We start from the raw sequence: 21,125 nt of genomic DNA on the forward strand, positions 1-21,125 counted from the left end.
TAACATATATCTACGGCAAGGAAACGTTGACGCGGTTTGAAGAGATTTTCGAAGAGTTTCAAACATATGCAATTATTCCTGAAAGAGTACAGTTAGGAGAGGGTTATGCCGATTCGAATTGATAAAAAACTACCAGCTGTTGAGATTTTACGGACAGAGAATATCTTTGTCATGGATGATCAACGTGCGGCCCACCAAGATATCCGTCCTTTGAAGATTTTAATTTTAAATCTCATGCCACAGAAAATGGTCACAGAGACACAGTTGTTGCGCCATTTGGCTAATACACCCCTGCAACTGGATATTGATTTTCTCTATATGGAAAGCCATCGTTCTAAGACAACTCGTTCAGAGCACATGGAGACCTTTTATAAAACTTTTCCTGAAGTTAAGGACGAGTATTTTGATGGGATGATTATCACAGGTGCTCCAGTTGAGCATTTACCATTTGAGGAAGTGGACTATTGGGAGGAATTTAGCCAGGTGCTTGAGTGGTCCAAGACCCATGTCTATTCGACCCTTCATATCTGTTGGGGGGCTCAGGCGGGACTCTATCTGCGTTATGGGGTAGAAAAATACCAGATGGACAGTAAGCTATCAGGTATTTATCCTCAGGACACCCTAAAAGAGGGTCACCTTCTATTTAGAGGCTTTGATGATAGCTATGTATCCCCTCATTCACGGCACACGGAGATTTCTAAGGAAGAGGTCTTAAACAAGACCAATCTTGAAATTTTATCAGAAGGACCTCAGGTTGGGGTTTCTATTTTGGCCAGTCGTGATTTACGAGAAATTTATAGTTTTGGGCATTTGGAATATGACCGTGATACCTTGGCAAAAGAGTATTTTCGAGATCGTGACGCAGGTTTAGACCCACATATTCCAGAAAATTATTTTAAGGATGATGATGTCAACCAGATACCTTGTCTTTGTTGGTCTTCATCAGCAGCCCTCTTTTTCAGTAACTGGGTGAATTATGCAGTCTATCAGGAGACACCTTTTGACTGGAGAAAAATAGAAGATGATGCATCTGCATTTGGGTATTTATAAGAGGTATTATGACATATTTAGACGCTTTTAAATCAGGGACCTTGGTTTTACCGAGTGCCCTGCTCTTGCATTTTAAGGAACTCTTTCCTTCCAGCGATGATTTTCTAGTCTGGCAATTTTTCTATTTGCAAAATACAACGGGTTTGGAAGAAATGTCTCCAAGCCAGATTGCTGACAGGATTGGCAAGGAAATTTCAGATGTCAACCAGTCCATTTCCAATCTGACGGAGAGGGGACTACTTCAGTATCGTACTATCGAATTGAATGGCGAAATCGAATTGCTTTTTGATACCAGTTTGGCCTTGGAACGTTTGGATGACTTGCTTGGTGCTACTCATTCGAGTTCAAACCAGTTGACCCCTCAAAATCATCTTAAGGATTTGGTGGAAACTTTTCAGCAGGAGTTGGGACGCCTGTTGACCCCTTTTGAAATTGAGGATTTGACCAAGACACTAAAGGAAGATGGAACCAGTGCTGACTTGATTAAGGAAGCTCTTCGTGAAGCTGTTTTGAATGGAAAACCAAACTGGAAGTACATCCAGGCGATTTTGAGAAATTGGCGACATGAAGGTATCAAAAGTGTGGCTCAAATCGAGGCTAAGCGGGCAGAGAGAGAAGCAAACAATCCTCAGTTGACACAGGTATCGGCAGATTTCAGAAATGCCATGGATCTCTGGAGAGATTAATCCATGTAAGCAGGCTTGAAATCCGAGTAAGATTTGCAAGCTGAGTCTAATTGTGATAAAATAAATAGAAAATAAATTGAAAAAAGAGGTATGTGAAATGTCACGTAAACCATTTATCGCTGGTAACTGGAAAATGAACAAAAATCCAGAAGAAGCTAAAGCGTTCGTTGAAGCAGTTGCATCAAAACTTCCTTCATCAGATCTTGTTGAAGCAGGTATCGCTGCTCCAGCTCTTGATTTGACAACTGTTCTTGCTGCTGCAAAAGGTTCAAACCTTAAAGTTGCTGCTCAAAACTGCTACTTTGAAAATGCAGGTGCTTTCACTGGTGAAACTAGCCCACAAGTTTTGAAAGAAATCGGTACTGACTACGTTGTTATCGGTCACTCAGAACGCCGTGACTACTTCCATGAAACTGACGAAGATATCAACAAAAAAGCAAAAGCAATCTTTGCGAACGGTATGCTTCCAATCATCTGTTGTGGTGAGTCACTTGAAACTTACGAAGCTGGTAAAGCTGCTGAATTCGTAGGTGCTCAAGTATCTGCTGCATTGGCTGGATTGACTGCTGAACAAGTTGCTGCCTCAGTTATCGCTTATGAGCCAATCTGGGCTATCGGTACTGGTAAATCAGCTTCACAAGACGATGCACAAAAAATGTGTAAAGTTGTTCGTGACGTTGTAGCTGCTGACTTCGGTCAAGAAGTTGCAGACAAAGTTCGTGTTCAATACGGTGGTTCTGTTAAACCTGAAAACGTTGCTTCATACATGGCTTGTCCAGACGTTGACGGTGCCCTTGTAGGTGGTGCGTCACTTGAAGCAGAAAGCTTCTTGGCTTTGCTTGACTTTGTAAAATAATCAGTAGCAAAAGCTAGGTGGAACAGCATTCAGATGTCTGTTCCATTTTTTATAGGAGAGGAAAGATTGAAAACAAAGATTGGAAAAATTGGATTAGCAAGTATCTTTTTGCTAGTCTTGGCAGTTAGTCATGTAGCTGCAAATGAAACTGAAGTAGCAAAAACTTCGCAGGATGCAAGGACAGTTTCAAGTAGTTCAGAGCAAAATCAGTCTTCTAATAAAACTCAAACGAGCGCAGGAGTAAAGACCACTGCTTCTGCCCACTGGGAGGGGGATTATTATGTAAAGGCTGATGGTTCCAAAGCAAAGAGTGAGTGGATTTTTGATAACTACTATAAGGCTTGGTTTTATATTAAGTCAGACGGTCGTTATGCTCAAAATGAGTGGCAGGGCAATTACTACCTAAAATCAGGTGGTTATATGGCTAAGAATGAATGGGTTTATGATAATGCCTATAAGAATTGGTTTTACCTCAAGTCCGATGGTTCTTATGCTAACCAGGAATGGTACGCTGTTGGAGGTAAATGGTACTATTTTAAGAAGTGGGGCTATATGGCTAAAAGTCAATGGCAGGGAAATTATTTCTTGAATGGTCAAGGTGCCATGATGCAAAATGAATGGCTTTATGATCCAGCCTATTCATCTTACTTCTATCTCAAGTCCGATGGTTCTTATGCAAATCAAGAGTGGCAAAAGGTAGACGGAAAGTGGTACTATTTCAAGAAGTGGGGTTACATGGCTAAAGATGAGTGGCAGGGTAACTACTATTTGACAGAAAGTGGTGCTATGGCGACTGGTGAATTAGTCATGAATGATGCTCGCTATATTTTTTCTGACTCAGGTGAGTTAAAAGAAAAGAAAGACTTGAATGTTGGCTGGGTTCACCGAAATGGCAGACGTTATTTCTTTAACCATCGTGAAGAACAAGTTGGGACTGATCAAGTTAAAAAGGTCATCGATGTCAGTGAGCACAATGGTCGTATCAGTGACTGGAAAAAGGTCATCGATGATAATGGCGTTGATGGAGTCATTGTTCGTTTGGGCTATAGTGGAACTGAGGACAAGGAATTGGCTCATAATATTAAGGAGTTAAACCGTCTTGGAATTCCTTACGGTGTTTACCTTTATACTTATGCTGAAAATGAGACTGATGCTGAGAATGATGCTAATCAAACCATTGAACTCTTGAAAAAATACAAGATGAACTTGTCTTATCCTATCTACTACGATGTTGAGAACTGGGAATATGGCAATAAGAGCAAAAGAGCTCCAAGTGATACTGGAACCTGGGTCAAGATTATCAACAAATATATGGTAACAATGAAACAGGCTGGTTATCAAAATGTGAATGTTTATAGCTACCGTCAACTTTTGCAAACTCGTTTGAATCATCCTGATATTTTGCAACATGTTAACTGGGTAGCAGCCTATACGGATGCACTTGATTGGACAAATCCTCATTATTCAGGTGAAAAAGGATGGCAATATACTTCGTCTGAATACTTAAAAGGAATTCGTGGTCGTGTTGACGTCAGCGTTTGGTATTAAGATATAAGTTTGAGAAAGGAGTGTGCAAGAAAATTGCATCCCTTTTTTCTTTATTTTGTCGCAGTTAATACTCTTTGAAAATCAAATTCAAACCACGTCAACGTAGTCTTGCCGTGCGTATGGTTACTGACTTCGTCAGTTCTATCCACAACCTCAAAACAGTGTTTTGAGCTGACTTCGTCAATTTTATCTGCAACCTCAAAGATGTACTTTGAGCAGCCTTCGGCTAGTTTCCTAGTTTACTCTTTGATTTTCATTGAGTATAAGATGCTGATCAAGATGATAATGTCGTAGTTGAAGACACTTCCCCTACTTTTAAGTTTCTATAAAATAAAAATAGATTTTTTGTTGACAGTCTATTTAAGAAATATCGTAGTTCAATAATACACTGTACAATTTAATAGTTCTTATTCAGTTTGCTAGAAGTTTGTATATTCTTTTTCTTTTCTTTATTAAAAAATAGACATGAAATTGACTCTAATATTCTCTAAAAAATTCTTAAATTATCAGTCTATTGCAACTTTTCTCATGTGGGTCATTTGACTTGCTATTGGTTTTTCTTAGTGGTATACTAAGATAGTAATCATTAAGAAGTGGTTGCAAAAAATAATGAACGAGGTAAAGAAAATGGTAGAATTGAAAAAAGAAGCAGTAAAAGATGTAGCATCATTAACAAAAACAGCGCCAGTAGCATTGGCAAAAACAAAGGAAGTATTGAACCAAGCTGTTGCTGATTTATACGTGGCCCACGTGGCTTTGCACCAAGTACACTGGTACATGCGTGGTCGTGGATTTCTTGTATGGCATCCAAAAATGGATGAGTACATGGATGCTCTTGATGGTCATTTAGATGAAATCAGCGAACGATTGATTACACTCGGAGGTAGCCCATTCTCTACATTGACAGAGTTCCTTCAAAACAGTGAAATCGAAGAAGAAGTTGGAGAGTTCCGCAATGTAGAAGAAAGTTTGGAACGTGTCCTTGAAATTTATCGTTACCTCATCACTCTTTTCCAAAAAGCGTTGGATGTGACTGACGAAGAAGGCGATGATGTAACCAATGATATCTTTGTTGGAGCTAAGGCTGACCTTGAAAAAACAGTCTGGATGCTTGCGGCAGAATTAGGACAAGCACCTGGTTTGTAAGAAACAATAGAAAATATATAAATCTGTAGGAAATTTCTTACAGATTTTTTCTATTCTGTAAGCTATTCCAAACCAGTCTTTTTTTGAGTTTTTTGATAAAATAGTACTATCAGTGAAAAGGATGGAAGCATGACTAAAAAAATCGTAGCTATTTGGGCCCAGGATGAAGAGGGTGTGATTGGTAAGGACAATCGTCTGCCCTGGTATTTGCCAGCAGAATTGCAACACTTTAAAGAAACAACTCTGAATCATGCTATCTTGATGGGGCGTGTGACCTTTGATGGGATGGAACGCCGCTTGCTTCCAAAACGTGAAATCTTGATTTTGACACGTAACTCGGAAGAAAAGATAGATGGAGTTGCTACTTTTCATGATGTCCAGTCTGTCTTGGACTGGTATCAGGCTCAAGAAAAGAATCTCTATATTATTGGTGGAAAGCAGATTTTTCAGGCTTTTGAACCCTATTTGGACGAAGTAATTGTGACTCAAATTCATGCTCGGGTGGAGGGAGATACCTATTTCCCTGAAGAGTTTAACTTGTCTCTTTTTGAGACAGTTTCAAGCAAATCCTATGCCAAAGATGAGAAAAATCCTTATGATTTTACCATCCAATACCGCAAGAGAAAGGAAGTCTAATGGAACGTAGTATATTTGGTTTTTTCACAGCCATGCTGTGTTTGGTCTGCTTGCTTGCAGGAGCACAGGCTTTTCGTAAAAAGCGTTATGGACTTTCTGTCCTGCTCTGGTTAAATGCCTTTACCAATTTGGTCAATAGTGTTCATGCCTTTTACATGACCTTATTTTAGATAGAATGATAGTATAGAATAGAACGGAAGGAAATCATGCCTACAACTAGGAATAATGATATGATGGTTTATTGCTCATTTTGTGGTAAAAGCCAAGAAGAAGTACAAAAAATAATCGCAGGTAACAATGCCTTTATCTGTAATGAATGTGTGGAGTTGGCCCAGGAAATCATTCGGGAGGAGTTGGCTGAGGAAGTCTTGGCAGACTTGTCTGAAGTTCCAAAACCAATCGAACTTCTCCATATCTTGAACCACTATGTAATCGGTCAAGATCGTGCCAAACGTGCCTTGGCAGTTGCAGTTTACAACCACTACAAACGTATCAATTTCCACGATACGCGTGAAGAGTCGGAAGATGTGGATTTGCAGAAGTCAAACATCTTGATGATTGGTCCAACTGGTTCAGGAAAAACTTTCCTTGCTCAGACCTTGGCTAAGAGCTTGAATGTACCTTTTGCGATTGCGGATGCAACAGCCCTGACTGAGGCTGGTTATGTAGGTGAGGACGTGGAAAATATCCTCCTCAAACTCTTGCAGGCTGCTGACTTTAATATCGAACGTGCAGAGCGTGGGATTATCTATGTGGATGAAATTGACAAGATTGCCAAGAAAAGCGAGAACGTTTCTATCACACGTGATGTTTCTGGTGAAGGGGTGCAACAAGCTCTTCTCAAGATTATCGAGGGAACCGTTGCTAGCGTACCACCTCAAGGTGGACGCAAACATCCGCAACAAGAGATGATTCAGGTGGATACTAAAAATATTCTCTTCATCGTGGGTGGTGCCTTTGATGGTATTGAAGAAATCGTCAAACAACGTCTGGGTGAAAAAATCATCGGATTTGGTCAAAACAATAAGGCGATTGATGAAAATAGCTCTTACATGCAAGAAATCATCGCAGAAGATATTCAAAAATTTGGTATTATCCCTGAGTTGATTGGACGTTTGCCTGTCTTTGCGGCTCTTGAGCAATTGACGGTTGATGATCTGGTTCGTATCTTGAAAGAGCCAAGAAATGCCTTGGTCAAACAATATCAAACCTTGCTTTCTTATGATGATGTCGAGTTGGAATTTGACGACGAAGCCCTTCAAGAGATTGCCAACAAGGCCATCGAACGTAAAACGGGTGCGCGTGGTCTTCGTTCGATTATCGAAGAAACCATGCTAGATGTCATGTTTGAAGTGCCGAGTCAGGAAAATGTGAAATTGGTTCGCATCACAAAAGAAGCTGTCGATGGAACGGATAAACCGATCCTAGAAACAGCCTAGAGGTGACTATGGAACTTAATATACACAATGCTGAAATCTTGCTCAGTGCGGCTAATAAATCCCACTATCCGCAGGATGAACTACCAGAAATCGCTCTTGCAGGGCGTTCAAATGTTGGTAAATCTAGCTTTATCAATACCATGCTGAACCGTAAGAATCTGGCTCGTACGTCAGGGAAACCTGGGAAAACCCAGCTTCTCAACTTCTTTAACATTGACGACAAGATGCGCTTTGTGGATGTTCCTGGTTATGGTTATGCTCGCGTTTCCAAAAAAGAGCGTGAAAAGTGGGGGCGCATGATTGAGGAATATCTGACAACTAGGGAAAATCTCCGTGCGGTTGTTAGTTTGGTGGATCTCCGCCACGACCCGTCAGCAGATGATGTGCAGATGTACGAATTTCTCAAGTATTATGAGATTCCGGTTATCATTGTGGCGACCAAGGCGGACAAGATTCCTCGTGGTAAATGGAACAAGCACGAATCAGCAATCAAAAAGAAATTAAACTTTGACCCAAGTGACGACTTCATCCTCTTTTCATCTGTCAGCAAGGCAGGGATGGATGAGGCTTGGGATGCAATCTTAGAAAAATTGTGAGGAAAAGAAAATGGCAAAAACAATTCATACAGACAAAGCTCCAAAGGCTATCGGGCCTTATGTTCAAGGAAAAATCGTTGGCAACCTTTTGTTTGCTAGTGGTCAAGTTCCTCTCTCTCCTGAAACTGGGGAAATCGTTGGAGAAACGATCCAAGAACAGACAGAACAAGTCTTGAAAAACATTGGTGCTATTTTGGTAGAAGCTGGAACAGACTTTGACCATGTTGTCAAAACAACTTGCTTCTTGAGCGATATGAACGACTTTGTTCCTTTTAACGAGGTTTACCAAACGGCCTTTAAAGAGGAATTTCCAGCTCGTTCAGCAGTAGAGGTAGCTCGTCTTCCTCGTGATGTAAAAGTCGAAATTGAAGTCATCGCAGAGATTGGATAAGCTAGTTGAAGTTTGGTGTTGCCAAACTTCTTTTGATATAAGGAGAAAAAGATGACAAAGAAACAACTTCACTTGGTGATTGTAACAGGGATGAGTGGCGCAGGGAAAACAGTTGCCATTCAGTCCTTCGAAGATTTGGGTTATTTTACTATTGACAATATGCCGCCAGCTCTCTTGCCTAAGTTTTTGCAGCTGGTTGAAACTAAGGAAGACGATCCTAAGTTGGCCTTGGTAGTGGATATGCGTAGCCGTTCTTTCTTCTCAGAGATTCAAGCTGTTTTGGATGAGTTGGAAAACAAGGAAGAACTGGACTTTAAAATTCTCTTCTTGGACGCAGCAGATAAGGAATTGGTCGCGCGCTACAAGGAAACCAGACGAAGTCACCCACTAGCTGCAGATGGACGGATTTTGGATGGAATAAAGCTAGAACGTGAGCTCTTGGCGCCTTTGAAAAATATGAGCCAAAATGTGGTGGATACGACTGAACTTACTCCTCGTGAACTGCGTAAAACCATTGCAGAGCAGTTTTCGGATCAGGAACAAGCCCAGTCTTTCCGTATCGAAGTTATGTCTTTCGGCTTTAAATATGGAATCCCGATTGATGCGGACTTGGTATTTGATGTCCGATTCTTGCCAAATCCCTATTATCTACCAGAACTGAGAAACCAAACGGGTGTGGATGAACCAGTGTATGACTATGTCATGAATCGTCCTGAGTCAGAAGACTTTTATCAACATTTGTTGGCTTTGATTGAGCCAATTTTGCCAAGTTACCAAAAGGAAGGCAAGTCTGTTTTGACTATTGCCATGGGTTGTACGGGTGGTCAACACCGTAGTGTGGCCTTTGCTAAACGCTTGGCGCAGGACTTATCCAAGACTTGGCCTGTTAATGAAGGGCATCGCGACAAAGACCGAAGAAAGGAAACGGTAAACCGTTCATGAGAAAACCAAAGATAACGGTGATTGGTGGAGGAACTGGGATTCCTGTCATTCTAAAAAGTCTGCGGGCAAAAGATGTGGAAATCGCTGCTATCGTAACGGTGGCGGATGACGGTGGTTCATCAGGTGAACTCCGAAAAAATATGCAACAATTGACACCGCCAGGTGATCTTCGCAATGTCCTTGTGGCTATGTCGGATATGCCTAAGTTTTATGAGAAAGTCTTTCAGTACCGTTTTTCTGAAGATGCTGGCGCTTTTGCTGGTCATCCATTGGGTAATCTCATTATAGCTGGCCTGTCAGAAATGCAGGGTTCGACCTATAATGCCATGCAGTTACTGAGCAAATTTTTCCATACCACTGGGAAGATTTATCCTTCAAGTGACCATCCTTTGACCCTTCATGCAGTCTTTCAGGATGGGACAGAAGTGGCTGGAGAGAGTCATATTGCAGATCATCCAGGAATGATTGACCATGTCTATGTGACTAACACCCTAAACGATGATACGCCTCTGGCTAGCCGTCGAGTAGTGCAGACTATTCTTGAAAGTGACATGATTGTCCTAGGGCCTGGCTCTCTCTTTACCTCTATTTTGCCCAATATCGTGATTAAGGAAATCGGACAGGCGCTTTTGGAAACCAAGGCAGAAATCGCCTATGTCTGTAATATCATGACCCAACGTGGGGAGACAGAACACTTTACAGATAGTGATCACGTGGAGGTCTTGCATCGTCACCTTGGTCGACCTTTTATCGATACCGTCTTGGTGAATATCGAAAAAGTGCCTCAGGAATACATGAATTCCAACCGTTTTGATGAATACTTGGTCCAGGTGGAACATGACTTTGATGGCCTTTGTAAACAGGTTCCGCGAGTGATTTCATCCAACTTCCTTCGTCTGGAAAATGGGGGTGCCTTCCACGATGGAGATTTGCTCGTGGACGAGTTGATGCGGATTATACAGGTGAGAAAATGAGTTTCACAGTAGCAGTAAAAGAAGAAATCCTAGGTCAACACCATCTGAGCCGGCATGAATTATCTGCCATCATCAAGATGTCTGGTAGTATCGGTCTCTCGACTTCGGGCCTGACCTTGTCTGTTGTGACAGAAAATGCCAAGCTGGCTCGTCACCTCTATGAGTCTTTTCTCCATTTCTACGAAATCAAATCGGAAATTCGCCACCACCAAAGAAGCAATCTCCGCAAGAATCGAGTCTATACCGTTTTTACAGATGAAAAGGTGCAGGACTTGTTGAGTGATTTGCACTTGGCAGACTCTTTCTTTGGTCTGGAAACAGGTATTGATGAGGAGATTTTATCAGACGAGGAAGCAGGCCGTGCCTATCTCTGTGGTGCTTTCTTGGCAAATGGAAGCATTCGTGACCCTGAGTCAGGCAAGTATCAGTTGGAAATCAGTTCTGTCTATTTGGATCACGCGCAAGGGATTGCCTCCCTTCTCCAGCAATTTTTACTGGATGCCAAGGTGCTTGAACGTAAGAAGGGAGCTGTGACCTATCTCCAGCGTGCCGAAGACATTATGGACTTCTTGATAGTAATCGGAGCCATGCAGGCGCGTGATGATTTTGAGCGGGTTAAGATTTTGCGAGAAACTCGTAACGACCTCAATCGAGCCAATAATGCGGAGACAGCTAATATCGCTCGGACAGTTTCTGCCAGCATAAAGACTATCAACAATATCAGTAAAATCAAAGATATCATGGGCTTAGAAAATCTGCCAGTGGATTTGCAGGAGGTAGCGCAACTGCGGATTCAGCACCCAGACTACTCTATCCAACAGTTGGCAGATAGCCTCAGTACCCCTCTGACCAAAAGTGGTGTCAACCACAGACTCAGAAAGATAAATAAATTAGCCGATGAGTTATAAAGATATAAAACACCTCTTTCTTGACAATTGAACAGAGCATGTGAGATAATAAAGAGGAATTGAGAAGTTCTAGCATTTTAGTGCTAACAGAAATCCCCTCGGTACTGCAATACCGAGGGGATTTTTTTCTGGGTTAGATAGCACTAACCAGGAAGGTTACTTGTCGAAGTGATCGTCTAACCAACGAGTCACCAGCCATGAGATGATATTCTCGATGACTGCGACAAGTACTATTTTGAGAAGTTCTAGTATCTGTAATACCTCCTTTTCCAAGGCGTATTGTTAGTGCCGTCGTTATTATATCACATGCTCTATCAATTTGATAGGACATTTTTGCTTTTTGAAAAAGAAGGGGAAAGGTATAAGCTGATCAGATCGTAGATGAACTATAAAACCACGAATCGCATTTGACTCGTGGTTCTTTTTTATAAACTGGTTGAGTGTTTTGGTTGCACTTTTTGTTCAGGGTCAATGTAGTTGATGGCATTGTTGACAGCGGTTGGTGCTTCTCCAAGCCCTGTCGCAATCAAGTCAATTTTTCCGTCATAGTAGCAGCAGTCACCGATAGCATAGATACCTGCTTGGCTGGATTCTTGCTTGCTGTTGACGATAATCTTGTGACGGTTGAGGTCCAGACCCCAGTTTTTAAGGTTACCGACAGAAGATTTGAAACCATAGTTGACAAAGAGGTGGTCTAGGTCAATCGTTTCGGTTTCGTCAGATTTGACTTTTGTGATTTCAAGTTTATCGAGCGTTTTTCCATCTCCAAGGAGTTGGCTAGGGACGAATGGTGTCTTGATGGTCACAGATGATTCCTGTAAGGCTTGGACACTGTGTTCCAAGGCGCGGAAATTATCTCTGCGGTGGACAAGGGTAGTTGGTGTGATTTTTTCAAAAGCCAAAGCCCAATCCACAGCCGAGTCTCCTCCACCAAGAATCGTCACTTTCTTACCAGCATATTGCTGGATGTTGGAAACGTGGTAGTGGATATTTTCATAGCCCTCAACGCCTTCTAGTTCCAGCGGACGTGGTTTGAAGGCACCGCCACCCATAGCGATGATGACTGTTTTAGACAGATGACTTCCTTTAGAAGTTGTGATGACAAAGCCCTCTTCTTGTTTTTCAATCTCAAGAACCGTTTCATTGAGATGAATAGGGGTATCAAAGCCGTTTAGTTGTTCAATCAAGCGGTTGGTCAATTCTTCTCCAGTCAGATTTGGGAAACCTGGGACGTCTAAGATTTCCTTTTCAGGATAGAGAATAGCAGGTTGTCCACCTAGTTGGGGAAGAGAGTCGATGATTTGAACGTTAGCTTGGCGTAGGTGGGCGTAAAAGGCCGCAAAAAGACCGACGGGACCACCACCTACAATGGTAATATCATAGAGTTGAGACATGGTTTCTCCTTTGTTTTTTCTAGTCAGTCTATTTTATCATATTTTTCCTTAATTTAAAATGAAGTAGGATAGGGAAAAAAATGCCAGAAAAATGGTATAATAGAAAGGAACGTGTTTGGACAGAGAGGAGACAGCAGATGAACTTTCAACAATTATCCAACCTGCAATATTGGACTAGCTTGTTTTCTAGTCCTTGGAGTATTGCCATCAATCTGTTTGATATTTTGATTGTGACCTATGTTTTGTATCGTTTTACAAAAGCGATAGCTGGTACCAAGATTATGATTTTGGTGCGGGGGGTCTTGATTTTTGTATTAGCCCAGGTTGTGGCCAATATCCTTGGTTTAACCACGATTTCTTGGTTGATTAATCAGATTATCACTTATGGAGTCATTGCTGTGGTTGTTATTTTCTCTCCAGAAATTCGAACTGGTTTGGAACGTTTGGGAAGGGCGACAGATTTCTTTTCTACTACTCAAATAAGTGCAGAAGAGCAAATGATTCGTGCCTTTGTCAAGTCAGTTGAATACATGAGTCCTCGTAAGATAGGTGCTCTGGTTGCCATTCAACGGGTTCGAACCTTGCAAGAATATATTGCGACAGGAATTCACTTGGATGCCAAAATTTCGGCAGAACTCCTCATCAATATTTTTATTCCCAACACTCCTCTACATGATGGTGCTGTGATTATCAGAGGAAATCGGATTGCAGTCACCTCTGCCTATTTGCCCTTGACAGAAAGTACAGGGATTTCCAAGGAATTTGGAACCAGACACCGGGCGGCTATCGGTTTATCAGAAGTATCCGATGCCTTGACTTTCATCGTCTCAGAGGAAACAGGTGGTATCTCTATTACCTACAATGGTGTCTTCAAGCATGATTTGACTCTTGAAGAATTTGAAGCAGAGCTACGAATCCTTCTTTTGCCAGCAGTTGAGGAAAAAGTCAGTTTCAAGGACCGTTTGCTAGGAGGTTGGAAATATGAGAAAAAATAGTCTATATATCATTTCATCTCTCTTTTTTGCTTGTGTCTTATTCATTTATGCAACGTCGACCAACTTTCAAAATAGCAATACCGCAAGGCAGGTCAAATCAGAAACCTACACCAATACGATAGCAAATGTTCCTATCGATATTCACTATGATAATAGTCAATACTTTATTAGTGGTTTTGCTTCAGAAGTTTCAGTTGTGCTGACAGGTGCCAATCGTGTGACTTTAGCCAGCGAAATGCAGGAAAGTACTCGTAAGTTTAAAGTCACTGCTGATTTGACGGATGCCAGTGTTGGAACGATTGAAGTTCCCTTGAATATTGAAAATCTTCCAAGTGGATTGACCGCTGTGGCAACGCCTCAAAAGATCACAGTGAAAGTTGGGAAGAAGGTTAAGCGAGATGAGATGATTGTTGTTCCGCAAGTTGACCAAAGCCAGATTGATCCCAAGTTACAAATTGATAGTGTAACTGTGTCAAATGAACGAGTTTCTGTCACAACTGACCAAGAAACATTAGCTAAGATTGACAAAGTTATTGCGCTTTTACCAACTAGCGAACGCATAACAGGTAATTACAGTGGTTCAGTACCTTTGCAGGCAATCGACCGCAATGGTGTTGTCTTACCGGCAGTTATCACTCCGTTTGACACAACAATGAAGGTGACTACAAAACCTGTGACACCAAGTTCAAGCACATCAAATTCAACTACAAGCAGTTCGTCGGAGACATCTTCGTCAACGAAAGCAACTAGTTCAAAAACGAATTAAAAAATAGGAAAAGGATTTTATAAAAATGGGTAAATATTTTGGGACTGATGGAGTCCGTGGAGAAGCTAACGTAGAATTAACGCCGGAATTGGCCTTTAAGTTAGGACGTTTTGGAGGCTATGTCCTTAGCCAACATGAAACGGAAGCACCGAAAGTTTTTGTAGGACGTGATACACGTATTTCTGGGGAAATGCTAGAATCAGCCTTGGTGGCAGGTCTTCTATCAGTAGGGATTCACGTCTACAAACTCGGTGTTCTTGCGACGCCAGCAGTAGCTTACTTGGTCAAAACTGAAGGAGCAAGTGCAGGTGTCATGATTTCTGCTAGCCATAATCCAGCCCTTGATAATGGAATCAAGTTCTTTGGTGGTGATGGCTTCAAACTAGATGACGAAAAAGAAGCGGAAATTGAAGCCTTGCTAGATGCTGCGGAAGATACTCTTCCTCGTCCAAGTGCAGAAGGTTTGGGAACTTTGGTAGATTATCCAGAAGGTTTGCGTAAGTATGAAAGCTATCTGGTTTCAACTGGAACTCCCCTTGAAGGAATGAAGGTTGCCTTGGATACAGCCAATGGTGCAGCGTCTACAAGTGCCCGTCAAATCTTTGCAGACCTGGGTGCCCAATTGACGGTTATCGGGGAAACACCAGATGGTCTTAACATTAACCTCAATGTTGGTTCTACACACCCAGAAGCCCTTCAAGAAGTGGTCAAAGAAAGCGGGGCAGCTATTGGTTTGGCCTTTGACGGAGACAGTGATCGTTTGATTGCGGTTGATGAGAATGGCGATATCGTTGATGGTGACAAGATTATGTACATCATCGGAAAATACCTTTCTGAAAAAGGACAATTGGCCCAAAATACAATTGTGACAACTGTTATGTCTAATCTTGGTTTCCACAAGGCCTTGGACCGTGAAGGCATTAACAAGGCAGTCACTGCAGTTGGCGATCGTTACGTTGTTGAAGAAATGCGAAAATCAGGCTACAACCTTGGTGGTGAACAGTCTGGGCACGTGATCTTGATGGATTACAATACAACTGGTGATGGTCAATTATCAGCTGTCCAATTGACGAAAATCATGAAGGAAACTGGTAAGAGCTTGTCAGAGTTGGCCGCAGAAGTAACCATCTATCCACAAAAATTAGTCAATATCCGAGTGGAAAATGCCATGAAGGAAAAGGCCATGGAAGTGCCAGCTATCAAGGCAATTATCGAGAAGATGGAAGTTGAAATGGCAGGGAATGGTCGTATCCTTGTACGCCCAAGTGGAACAGAGCCCCTCTTGCGTGTCATGGCAGAAGCGCCTACAACAGAAGAAGTGGACTACTATGTTGATACCATCGCTGATGTAGTTCGAGCTGAAATTGGGATTGACTAAATCCTAGAAAACTAGATGAAAATAAAAATTTATGGTACAATAGCTTATAATATTGTAGCTAAGGGAGAGAGACATGAATCTTAAACGTGAACAAGAATTTGTTAGTCAGTATCATTTTGATGCGCGTAATTTTGAATGGGAAAATGAAAATGGAGCTCCTGAAACCAAGGTAGATGTGAACTTCCAATTGCTTCAACATGACCAAGAAAATCAAGTGACTTCCTTAATTGTTGTCTTGAGTTTTATGATTGTATTTGATAAGTTTGTCATTAGTGGAACCATTTCACAGGTGAACCATATCGATGGTCGTATTGTCAATGAACCAAGTGAATTGAGCCAAGAAGAAGTGGAAACTTTGGCTCGTCCATGTTTGAATATGCTCAATCGTTTGACTTATGAAGTGACTGAAATTGCATTAGACTTACCAGGAATCAATTTGGAGTTCTAATATGAAACTAGCTGTTATTACAGATTCCTCTGCCTTTCTCAGTACAGAGACCTTGCAAAGAGAAGATTTATTTGTCTTGGATATTCCTGTTAACATTGATGGTGAGGAGTATGTCGAGGGTATCAATCTGACTGCTGAGGAATTTTACCAAAAAATGGCTCAGGTTTCTGAATTGCCTAAGACCAGTCAACCAAGCATTGCCAAGTTAGATGAAATCTTAACTTCGCTCAAAGAACAAGGCTATACCCATGCCTTGGGGCTTTTCCTATCTTCTGGAATTTCAGGTTTTTACCAAAATATCCAGTATATGGTGGATGATTATGAGGGCTTGACCATTGCTTTCCCAGACACTTTGATTACAAGTGCTCCGCTGGGTATTATGGTTGAAAGTGTCTTTAACTGGCGAGACCAGGGCGATGATTTTGCCATTATTCAGGATAAGCTAGCCATTCAAATCAGCCGTACGTCAGCTTTTATCATGGTTGATGATTTGGACCACTTGGTGAAAGGTGGACGTCTTTCAAATGGGGCTGCGATTTTGGGCAATCTGCTAAGCATTAAGCCAATCCTTTATTTTAACGGTCAAGGTGTGATTGAAGTTTACGAAAAAGTTCGTACGGAGAAGAAAGCAACCAAGCGCTTAATTGAAATCATTAAGGAAACAACGGCTTCAGGCCAATATCGGGTCATTGTCATTCACGGGAATGCTCCTGAAAAGGCTGAAGAATTGCGCCAACACTTGCTTGAATCTGGAGTGGGTACGGATATTTCACTTGCTACATTTGGCAGTGTCATTGGGACACACCTCGGATCAGGAAGTATTGCTCTGGGTTATATTCCAGTGATTTAGTTAGCACTTTTAGACTAGTTAAGATGGCTTGTATCTTAGAAATTGAACACGGGCTACCTGCCTCTTGAAAAAAGATGCCTGTCTTACCTTTCGTGGAAAGTCAGTGCCATTCCCTATTTTTCATGGGCAGCTAATGTCCTTTGTATCTTGATAATTGAACACGCCTGGAACCCTGTGTGAAAAAGATAGTTCTTCCAAGGAGTAGATACTTCTTGATCAGAACTCCTATTTTCACTTTGTGTTCCTACAGGCTTTGTATCTTAGACAGGAGTAGAGATGAGTATTCGAGTAATTATTGCTGGTTTTAAAGGAAAGATGGGACAAGCTGCTTGCCAGATGGTCTTGGCTGATCCAGACTTAGACTTGGTAGCAGTTTTGGATCCCTTTGAGTCTGAGTCAGAATGGCAGGGTATTCCTGTTTTCAAGGATAAGGCTGATTTAGCAGGCTTTGAAGCGGATGTCTGGGTAGACTTTACTACACCAGCTGTTGCCTATGAAAATACACGCTTTGCTCTTGAAAATGGCTTTGCTCCAGTAGTTGGAACAACAGGCTTTACTAGTGAAGAAATTGCAGAGCTAAAAGCATTTTCTCGTGCCCAAGACTTGGGTGGCTTGATTGCTCCTAACTTTGCCTTGGGTGCTGTCTTGCTTATGCAATTTGCGACGCAGGCTGCCAAATATTTCCCAAATGTGGAGATTATCGAGCTCCATCATGACAAGAAAAAGGATGCCCCGAGTGGAACAGCTATTAAAACAGCTGAGTTGATGGCAGAGGTTCGAGAGTCTATTCAGCAAGGTGCGCCTGATGAGGAAGAATTGATTGCAGGTGCCCGTGGTGCTAACTTTGATGGCATGCGGATTCACTCAGTTCGTTTACCAGGCTTGGTAGCCCATCAGGAAGTCATCTTTGGCAATCAAGGAGAAGGATTGACCCTCCGTCATGACTCCTATGATCGCAGCTCCTTCATGACAGGGGTGAATTTGGGAATTAAAGAAGTTGTCAAGCGTCATGAGCTTGTCTATGGATTAGAACACTTATTATGAGATTAACGCAAATGCCTTCTGAGTTTCAGAAGGCTTTACCAGTATTAGAAAAAATTAAAGAAGCAGGCTTTGAAGCCTATTTTGTTGGGGGTTCTGTTCGGGATGCCCTCCTCAATCGCCCTATCCATGATGTGGATATTGCGACTTCTTCTTATCCAGAAGAGACCAAGCAGATTTTTCCGCGAACAGCCGATATAGGAATCGAGCATGGAACTGTCTTGGTCTTAGATGGGGACGAGGAGTATGAGGTGACTACTTTTCGGACAGAAGATGTCTATGTGGACTATCGCAGACCCAGTGCGGTTTCCTTTGTGCGTTCGCTAGAAGAAGACCTCAAACGCCGTGATTTTACAGTCAACGCCTTTGCCTTGGATGAGACAGGAGAAATCATTGACTTGTTTCATGGTTTAGAAGATTTGGAAAAGCAAGTCTTACGAGCAGTTGGAGTGGCTAGTGAGCGTTTCAACGAAGATGCTTTGCGGATTATGCGTGGTTTCCGTTTTCAAGCCAGTCTTGGTTTTGAACTTGAGCCAGAAACCTTTAAAGCAATGAAGACCTTGACGCCACTTTTGGAGAAAATTTCTGTGGAGCGTACCTTCGTTGAGTTTGATAAACTCTTGCTGGCTCCATTTTGGAGAAGGGGCTTGGCTTCCATGATTGAGAGTCAAGCTTATGACTATCTCCCTGATATGGCAGCTAGCCAGGACAAGCTCAATAGACTGTTTGATTTAGAGACTGATTTCACCTTTGAATCTTCAGAGCAAGCCTGGGCGGCTCTACTGTGGGCTTTGGAGATTGAAAATGCGCAGCCATTTTTGAAGGCTTGGAAGACCTCACGCCAGTTTGCCAAGCAAGTTCAGGATTTGCTGACTATTTTGGCATTGCGTGAAAAGGGAGAATTGAGCAAGCGAGATTGTTATCGCTTTGACTTGGATTTGCTTTTACAGGCTGAAAGTCTTCGTCAGGCTCAGGGAAAACCAGTCAACCCACAAGCCATCACAGAAACCTACCAGAGTCTGACCATTCATGACAAGAAAGAAATTCAGATTAATGGTGGTATTTTGATCAAGGAATATGGCTATCAGCCGGGACCAGACTTGGGAGAGATTTTAACAGAGATTGAGTTTGCTATTGTCGATGGAGAATTGGAAAATGACCGTCAAGCCATCCATGCTTATCTAAGGGAGAAAAAATGAGTGATTTTATCGTTGAAAAACTAAGTAAATCCGTCGGTGATAAGACCGTTTTTAAGGATATTTCCTTTATCATCCATGACTTGGATAGAATTGGTTTAATCGGTGTCAATGGGACTGGTAAGACCACCCTTTTAGATGTTCTTTCTGGTGTTTCTGGATTTGATGGGGATGTTAGTCCCTTTTCAGCTAAGAATGATTACCAGATTGGTTACTTGACCCAAGATCCTGATTTTGATGATAGCAAGACGGTCTTGGATACGGTTCTATCTAGCGACCTCAAGGAAATCCAGCTTATTCGTGAGTATGAACTTCTCATGCTCAACTACAGTGAGGACAAGCAGGCGCGTTTGGAACGAGTCATGGCAGAAATGGACTCCCTCCAAGCTTGGGAAATTGAGAGTCAGGTCAAGACGGTTCTTAGTAAGCTGGGTATTCAGGACTTATCCACTCCAGTTGGGGAATTGTCAGGTGGTCTGAGAAGACGAGTTCAGTTGGCGCAAGTCTTACTTGGCAACCACGACCTCTTGCTTCTGGATGAGCCGACCAACCATCTGGACATTGCGACTATTGAGTGGCTGACCCTCTTTTTGAAAAATTCCAAGAAGACCGTCCTTTTTATTACCCACGATCGTTATTTCCTAGACGCTTTGTCAACACGGATTTTCGAGTTGGACCGAGCAGGCTTGACCGAATATCAGGGAAATTATCAGGATTATGTTCGCCTTAAGGCGGAACAGGACGAGCGCGATGCGGCTCTTCTCCACAAAAAGGAACAACTTTATAAGCAAGAATTGGCCTGGATGCGCAGACAACCGCAGGCGCGTGCGACCAAGCAGCAGGCTCGTATCAATCGCTTCCATGACTTGAAAAAGGAAGTTTCAGGCAGTAGTGCTGAGACAGACTTGACCATGAACTTTGAAACCAGTCGGATTGGGAAGAAAGTCATCGAGTTTCAGGATGTTTCCTTTGCCTATGAAAATAAGCCCATTTTGCAAGACTTTAATCTCTTGGTGCAGGCCAAAGATCGTATTGGAATTGTTGGGGATAACGGTGTTGGAAAATCAACCCTGCTCAACCTGATTGCAGGCAGTCTTGAGCCGACAGCAGGACAAGTTGTGATAGGGGAAACGGTTCGCATCGCCTATTTCTCTCAGCAAATTGAGGGCTTGGATGAAAGCAAGCGTGTTATCAATTACCTGCAGGAAGTGGCAGAAGAGGTCAAGACCAGTGGTGGTTCTAGTACTTCGATTGCAGAGCTGCTGGAGCAGTTCCTTTTCCCACGTTCGACGCATGGAACCTTGATTGAGAAATTGTCTGGGGGAGAGAAAAAACGTCTTTATCTCCTCAAATTGCTTTTGGAAAAACCAAATGTTCTTCTCTTGGACGAACCGACAAATGACCTAGATATTGCGACCTTGACAGTTTTGGAGAATTTCTTGCAAGGCTTTGCTGGTCCAGTTTTGACTGTTAGTCACGACCGCTATTTCTTGGATAAGGTAGCGACTAAGATTCTCGCTTTTGAGGATGGCAAGATTCGTCCTTTCTTTGGTCATTACACCGACTATCTTGATGAAAAAGTCTTTGAAACAGAGATGGCCAATCAAGTGCAAAAAGCCGAAAAGGAAAAAGTGGTCAAGGTTCGAGAAGACAAGAAACGCATGACCTACCAAGAAAAGCAGGAGTGGGCAAGTATTGAAGGCGATATTGAAGCCTTGGAAAATCGTATCGCTGCTATTGAAGAGGAAATGCAGGCTAATGGCTCCGACTTTGGTAAGCTGGCTACTCTCCAAAAAGAACTGGATGAGAAAAACGAAGCACTCCTTGAAAAATACGAACGCTATGAGTATCTCAGTGAATTTGATAGTTAGAAGAATAGAAAAAT

At 42.2% G+C, this 21,125-nt stretch carries 22 protein-coding genes; 21 read left to right on the forward strand and 1 reads right to left on the reverse strand.

What is annotated here, in order from left to right:
* Window positions 1-105 precede the first annotated feature (105 nt).
* From metA to whiA, 13 genes are all read left to right on the forward strand, one after another.
* Window positions 106-1,050 carry a homoserine O-acetyltransferase MetA gene (gene metA / locus SMSK564_RS03225; protein ID WP_001122721.1) on the forward strand — a complete coding sequence of 315 codons (945 nt, stop codon included), beginning with the start codon at window positions 106-108 and terminating at the stop codon, window positions 1,048-1,050.
* A gap of 8 nt (window positions 1,051-1,058) precedes the next feature.
* Complete coding sequence (locus SMSK564_RS03230) at window positions 1,059-1,736, forward strand: DnaD domain-containing protein (RefSeq protein WP_000221606.1); 678 nt, start codon at window positions 1,059-1,061, stop codon at window positions 1,734-1,736.
* A 97-nt stretch (window positions 1,737-1,833) separates the two neighbouring features.
* A complete protein-coding gene (gene tpiA, locus SMSK564_RS03235; RefSeq protein ID WP_000087893.1) occupies window positions 1,834-2,592 on the forward strand; it encodes a triose-phosphate isomerase in 759 nt (252 codons plus the stop codon).
* A 33-nt stretch (window positions 2,593-2,625) separates the two neighbouring features.
* The gene (lytC, locus tag SMSK564_RS03240; protein ID WP_004235972.1) at window positions 2,626-4,140 is read left to right on the forward strand and encodes a choline binding-anchored murein hydrolase LytC; all 1,515 of its coding nucleotides are present in this window, start codon (window positions 2,626-2,628) and stop codon (window positions 4,138-4,140) included.
* Between the two features lie 627 nt (window positions 4,141-4,767).
* Window positions 4,768-5,286 (forward strand): Dps family protein, encoded by a 519-nt coding sequence (locus SMSK564_RS03245; RefSeq protein WP_000229864.1) that lies wholly within the window; start codon window positions 4,768-4,770, stop codon window positions 5,284-5,286.
* 129 nt (window positions 5,287-5,415) lie between these two features.
* A complete protein-coding gene (locus SMSK564_RS03250) occupies window positions 5,416-5,922 on the forward strand; it encodes a dihydrofolate reductase (RefSeq protein ID WP_000162470.1) in 507 nt (168 codons plus the stop codon).
* Window positions 5,922-6,092 carry a hypothetical protein gene (locus tag SMSK564_RS03255; RefSeq protein WP_000442261.1) on the forward strand — a complete coding sequence of 57 codons (171 nt, stop codon included), beginning with the start codon at window positions 5,922-5,924 and terminating at the stop codon, window positions 6,090-6,092. Before SMSK564_RS03250 ends, SMSK564_RS03255 begins: the two co-directional genes overlap by 1 nt.
* Window positions 6,093-6,128: 36 nt before the next feature.
* On the forward strand, window positions 6,129-7,361 hold the full coding sequence (gene clpX / locus SMSK564_RS03260) for an ATP-dependent Clp protease ATP-binding subunit ClpX (protein WP_025170881.1): 1,233 nt from the start codon (window positions 6,129-6,131) through the stop codon (window positions 7,359-7,361).
* 8 nt (window positions 7,362-7,369) lie between these two features.
* Window positions 7,370-7,957, forward strand: a complete 588-nt coding sequence (gene yihA / locus SMSK564_RS03265) for a ribosome biogenesis GTP-binding protein YihA/YsxC (RefSeq protein ID WP_000422410.1) — start codon at window positions 7,370-7,372, stop codon at window positions 7,955-7,957.
* Window positions 7,958-7,967: 10 nt separating this feature from the next.
* The gene (locus SMSK564_RS03270; RefSeq protein WP_001140426.1) at window positions 7,968-8,348 is read left to right on the forward strand and encodes a RidA family protein; all 381 of its coding nucleotides are present in this window, start codon (window positions 7,968-7,970) and stop codon (window positions 8,346-8,348) included.
* A gap of 51 nt (window positions 8,349-8,399) precedes the next feature.
* Entirely contained in the window at window positions 8,400-9,290 is an 891-nt protein-coding gene (gene rapZ, locus SMSK564_RS03275) for an RNase adapter RapZ (protein ID WP_000163063.1), read from the forward strand.
* Window positions 9,287-10,264, forward strand: coding sequence for a YvcK family protein (locus SMSK564_RS03280; protein ID WP_001231050.1), 978 nt, complete (start codon window positions 9,287-9,289; stop codon window positions 10,262-10,264). Before rapZ ends, SMSK564_RS03280 begins: the two co-directional genes overlap by 4 nt.
* Window positions 10,261-11,172 carry a DNA-binding protein WhiA gene (gene whiA, locus SMSK564_RS03285; RefSeq protein ID WP_000011280.1) on the forward strand — a complete coding sequence of 304 codons (912 nt, stop codon included), beginning with the start codon at window positions 10,261-10,263 and terminating at the stop codon, window positions 11,170-11,172. Before SMSK564_RS03280 ends, whiA begins: the two co-directional genes overlap by 4 nt.
* Window positions 11,173-11,597: 425 nt before the next feature.
* On the opposite strand, the gene SMSK564_RS03290 is transcribed toward whiA, so the two are convergent.
* Window positions 11,598-12,566: an NAD(P)/FAD-dependent oxidoreductase gene (locus SMSK564_RS03290; RefSeq protein WP_000081041.1), complete on the reverse strand. Its 969-nt coding sequence runs from the start codon at window positions 12,564-12,566 to the stop codon at window positions 11,598-11,600.
* Between the two features lie 137 nt (window positions 12,567-12,703).
* On the opposite strand from SMSK564_RS03290, the gene cdaA reads away from it, so the two are divergent.
* From cdaA to SMSK564_RS03330, 8 genes are all read left to right on the forward strand, one after another.
* On the forward strand, window positions 12,704-13,561 hold the full coding sequence (cdaA, locus tag SMSK564_RS03295) for a diadenylate cyclase CdaA (RefSeq protein ID WP_001011073.1): 858 nt from the start codon (window positions 12,704-12,706) through the stop codon (window positions 13,559-13,561).
* Entirely contained in the window at window positions 13,548-14,327 is a 780-nt protein-coding gene (locus tag SMSK564_RS03300) for a CdaR family protein (RefSeq protein WP_001230936.1), read from the forward strand. Before cdaA ends, SMSK564_RS03300 begins: the two co-directional genes overlap by 14 nt.
* 25 nt (window positions 14,328-14,352) lie before the next feature.
* The gene (gene glmM, locus SMSK564_RS03305; RefSeq protein WP_000521450.1) at window positions 14,353-15,705 is read left to right on the forward strand and encodes a phosphoglucosamine mutase; all 1,353 of its coding nucleotides are present in this window, start codon (window positions 14,353-14,355) and stop codon (window positions 15,703-15,705) included.
* A gap of 73 nt (window positions 15,706-15,778) precedes the next feature.
* Window positions 15,779-16,153, forward strand: coding sequence for a DUF1149 family protein (locus SMSK564_RS03310; protein ID WP_001050089.1), 375 nt, complete (start codon window positions 15,779-15,781; stop codon window positions 16,151-16,153).
* Window position 16,154: 1 nt separating this feature from the next.
* On the forward strand, window positions 16,155-17,003 hold the full coding sequence (locus SMSK564_RS03315) for a DegV family protein (RefSeq protein ID WP_000762150.1): 849 nt from the start codon (window positions 16,155-16,157) through the stop codon (window positions 17,001-17,003).
* 276 nt (window positions 17,004-17,279) lie between these two features.
* Complete coding sequence (dapB, locus tag SMSK564_RS03320; protein ID WP_000027868.1) at window positions 17,280-18,047, forward strand: 4-hydroxy-tetrahydrodipicolinate reductase; 768 nt, start codon at window positions 17,280-17,282, stop codon at window positions 18,045-18,047.
* A complete protein-coding gene (locus tag SMSK564_RS03325) occupies window positions 18,044-19,243 on the forward strand; it encodes a CCA tRNA nucleotidyltransferase (RefSeq protein WP_080554065.1) in 1,200 nt (399 codons plus the stop codon). The genes dapB and SMSK564_RS03325 overlap by 4 nt, the downstream gene beginning before the upstream one ends.
* Window positions 19,240-21,111: an ABC-F family ATP-binding cassette domain-containing protein gene (locus tag SMSK564_RS03330; RefSeq protein WP_001279114.1), complete on the forward strand. Its 1,872-nt coding sequence runs from the start codon at window positions 19,240-19,242 to the stop codon at window positions 21,109-21,111. Before SMSK564_RS03325 ends, SMSK564_RS03330 begins: the two co-directional genes overlap by 4 nt.
* Window positions 21,112-21,125: the final 14 nt, after the last annotated feature.

It is taken from the genome of Streptococcus mitis SK564 (assembly GCF_000148525.1).
GTDB classification, from domain to species: domain Bacteria; phylum Bacillota; class Bacilli; order Lactobacillales; family Streptococcaceae; genus Streptococcus; species Streptococcus mitis_H.

Excerpts from the sequence above, each read along its gene's own strand:
- tpiA (WP_000087893.1), top strand. The coding sequence starts at position 1,834 with ATGTCACGTAAACCATTTATCGCTGGTAACTGGAAAATGAACAAAAAT.
- glmM (WP_000521450.1), top strand. The coding sequence starts at position 14,353 with ATGGGTAAATATTTTGGGACTGATGGAGTCCGTGGAGAAGCTAACGTA.
- whiA (WP_000011280.1), top strand. The coding sequence starts at position 10,261 with ATGAGTTTCACAGTAGCAGTAAAAGAAGAAATCCTAGGTCAACACCAT.
- SMSK564_RS03315 (WP_000762150.1), top strand. The coding sequence starts at position 16,155 with ATGAAACTAGCTGTTATTACAGATTCCTCTGCCTTTCTCAGTACAGAG.
- lytC (WP_004235972.1), top strand. The coding sequence starts at position 2,626 with ATGTCTGTTCCATTTTTTATAGGAGAGGAAAGATTGAAAACAAAGATT.
- clpX (WP_025170881.1), top strand. The coding sequence starts at position 6,129 with ATGCCTACAACTAGGAATAATGATATGATGGTTTATTGCTCATTTTGT.
- SMSK564_RS03255 (WP_000442261.1), top strand. The coding sequence starts at position 5,922 with ATGGAACGTAGTATATTTGGTTTTTTCACAGCCATGCTGTGTTTGGTC.
- metA (WP_001122721.1), top strand. The coding sequence starts at position 106 with ATGCCGATTCGAATTGATAAAAAACTACCAGCTGTTGAGATTTTACGG.
- cdaA (WP_001011073.1), top strand. The coding sequence starts at position 12,704 with ATGAACTTTCAACAATTATCCAACCTGCAATATTGGACTAGCTTGTTT.
- SMSK564_RS03325 (WP_080554065.1), top strand. The coding sequence starts at position 18,044 with ATGAGATTAACGCAAATGCCTTCTGAGTTTCAGAAGGCTTTACCAGTA.
- SMSK564_RS03290 (WP_000081041.1), bottom strand. The coding sequence starts at position 12,566 with ATGTCTCAACTCTATGATATTACCATTGTAGGTGGTGGTCCCGTCGGT.
- yihA (WP_000422410.1), top strand. The coding sequence starts at position 7,370 with ATGGAACTTAATATACACAATGCTGAAATCTTGCTCAGTGCGGCTAAT.
- dapB (WP_000027868.1), top strand. The coding sequence starts at position 17,280 with ATGAGTATTCGAGTAATTATTGCTGGTTTTAAAGGAAAGATGGGACAA.
- SMSK564_RS03280 (WP_001231050.1), top strand. The coding sequence starts at position 9,287 with ATGAGAAAACCAAAGATAACGGTGATTGGTGGAGGAACTGGGATTCCT.
- SMSK564_RS03300 (WP_001230936.1), top strand. The coding sequence starts at position 13,548 with ATGAGAAAAAATAGTCTATATATCATTTCATCTCTCTTTTTTGCTTGT.
- SMSK564_RS03250 (WP_000162470.1), top strand. The coding sequence starts at position 5,416 with ATGACTAAAAAAATCGTAGCTATTTGGGCCCAGGATGAAGAGGGTGTG.
- SMSK564_RS03245 (WP_000229864.1), top strand. The coding sequence starts at position 4,768 with ATGGTAGAATTGAAAAAAGAAGCAGTAAAAGATGTAGCATCATTAACA.
- SMSK564_RS03230 (WP_000221606.1), top strand. The coding sequence starts at position 1,059 with ATGACATATTTAGACGCTTTTAAATCAGGGACCTTGGTTTTACCGAGT.
- SMSK564_RS03330 (WP_001279114.1), top strand. The coding sequence starts at position 19,240 with ATGAGTGATTTTATCGTTGAAAAACTAAGTAAATCCGTCGGTGATAAG.
- rapZ (WP_000163063.1), top strand. The coding sequence starts at position 8,400 with ATGACAAAGAAACAACTTCACTTGGTGATTGTAACAGGGATGAGTGGC.
- SMSK564_RS03270 (WP_001140426.1), top strand. The coding sequence starts at position 7,968 with ATGGCAAAAACAATTCATACAGACAAAGCTCCAAAGGCTATCGGGCCT.
- SMSK564_RS03310 (WP_001050089.1), top strand. The coding sequence starts at position 15,779 with ATGAATCTTAAACGTGAACAAGAATTTGTTAGTCAGTATCATTTTGAT.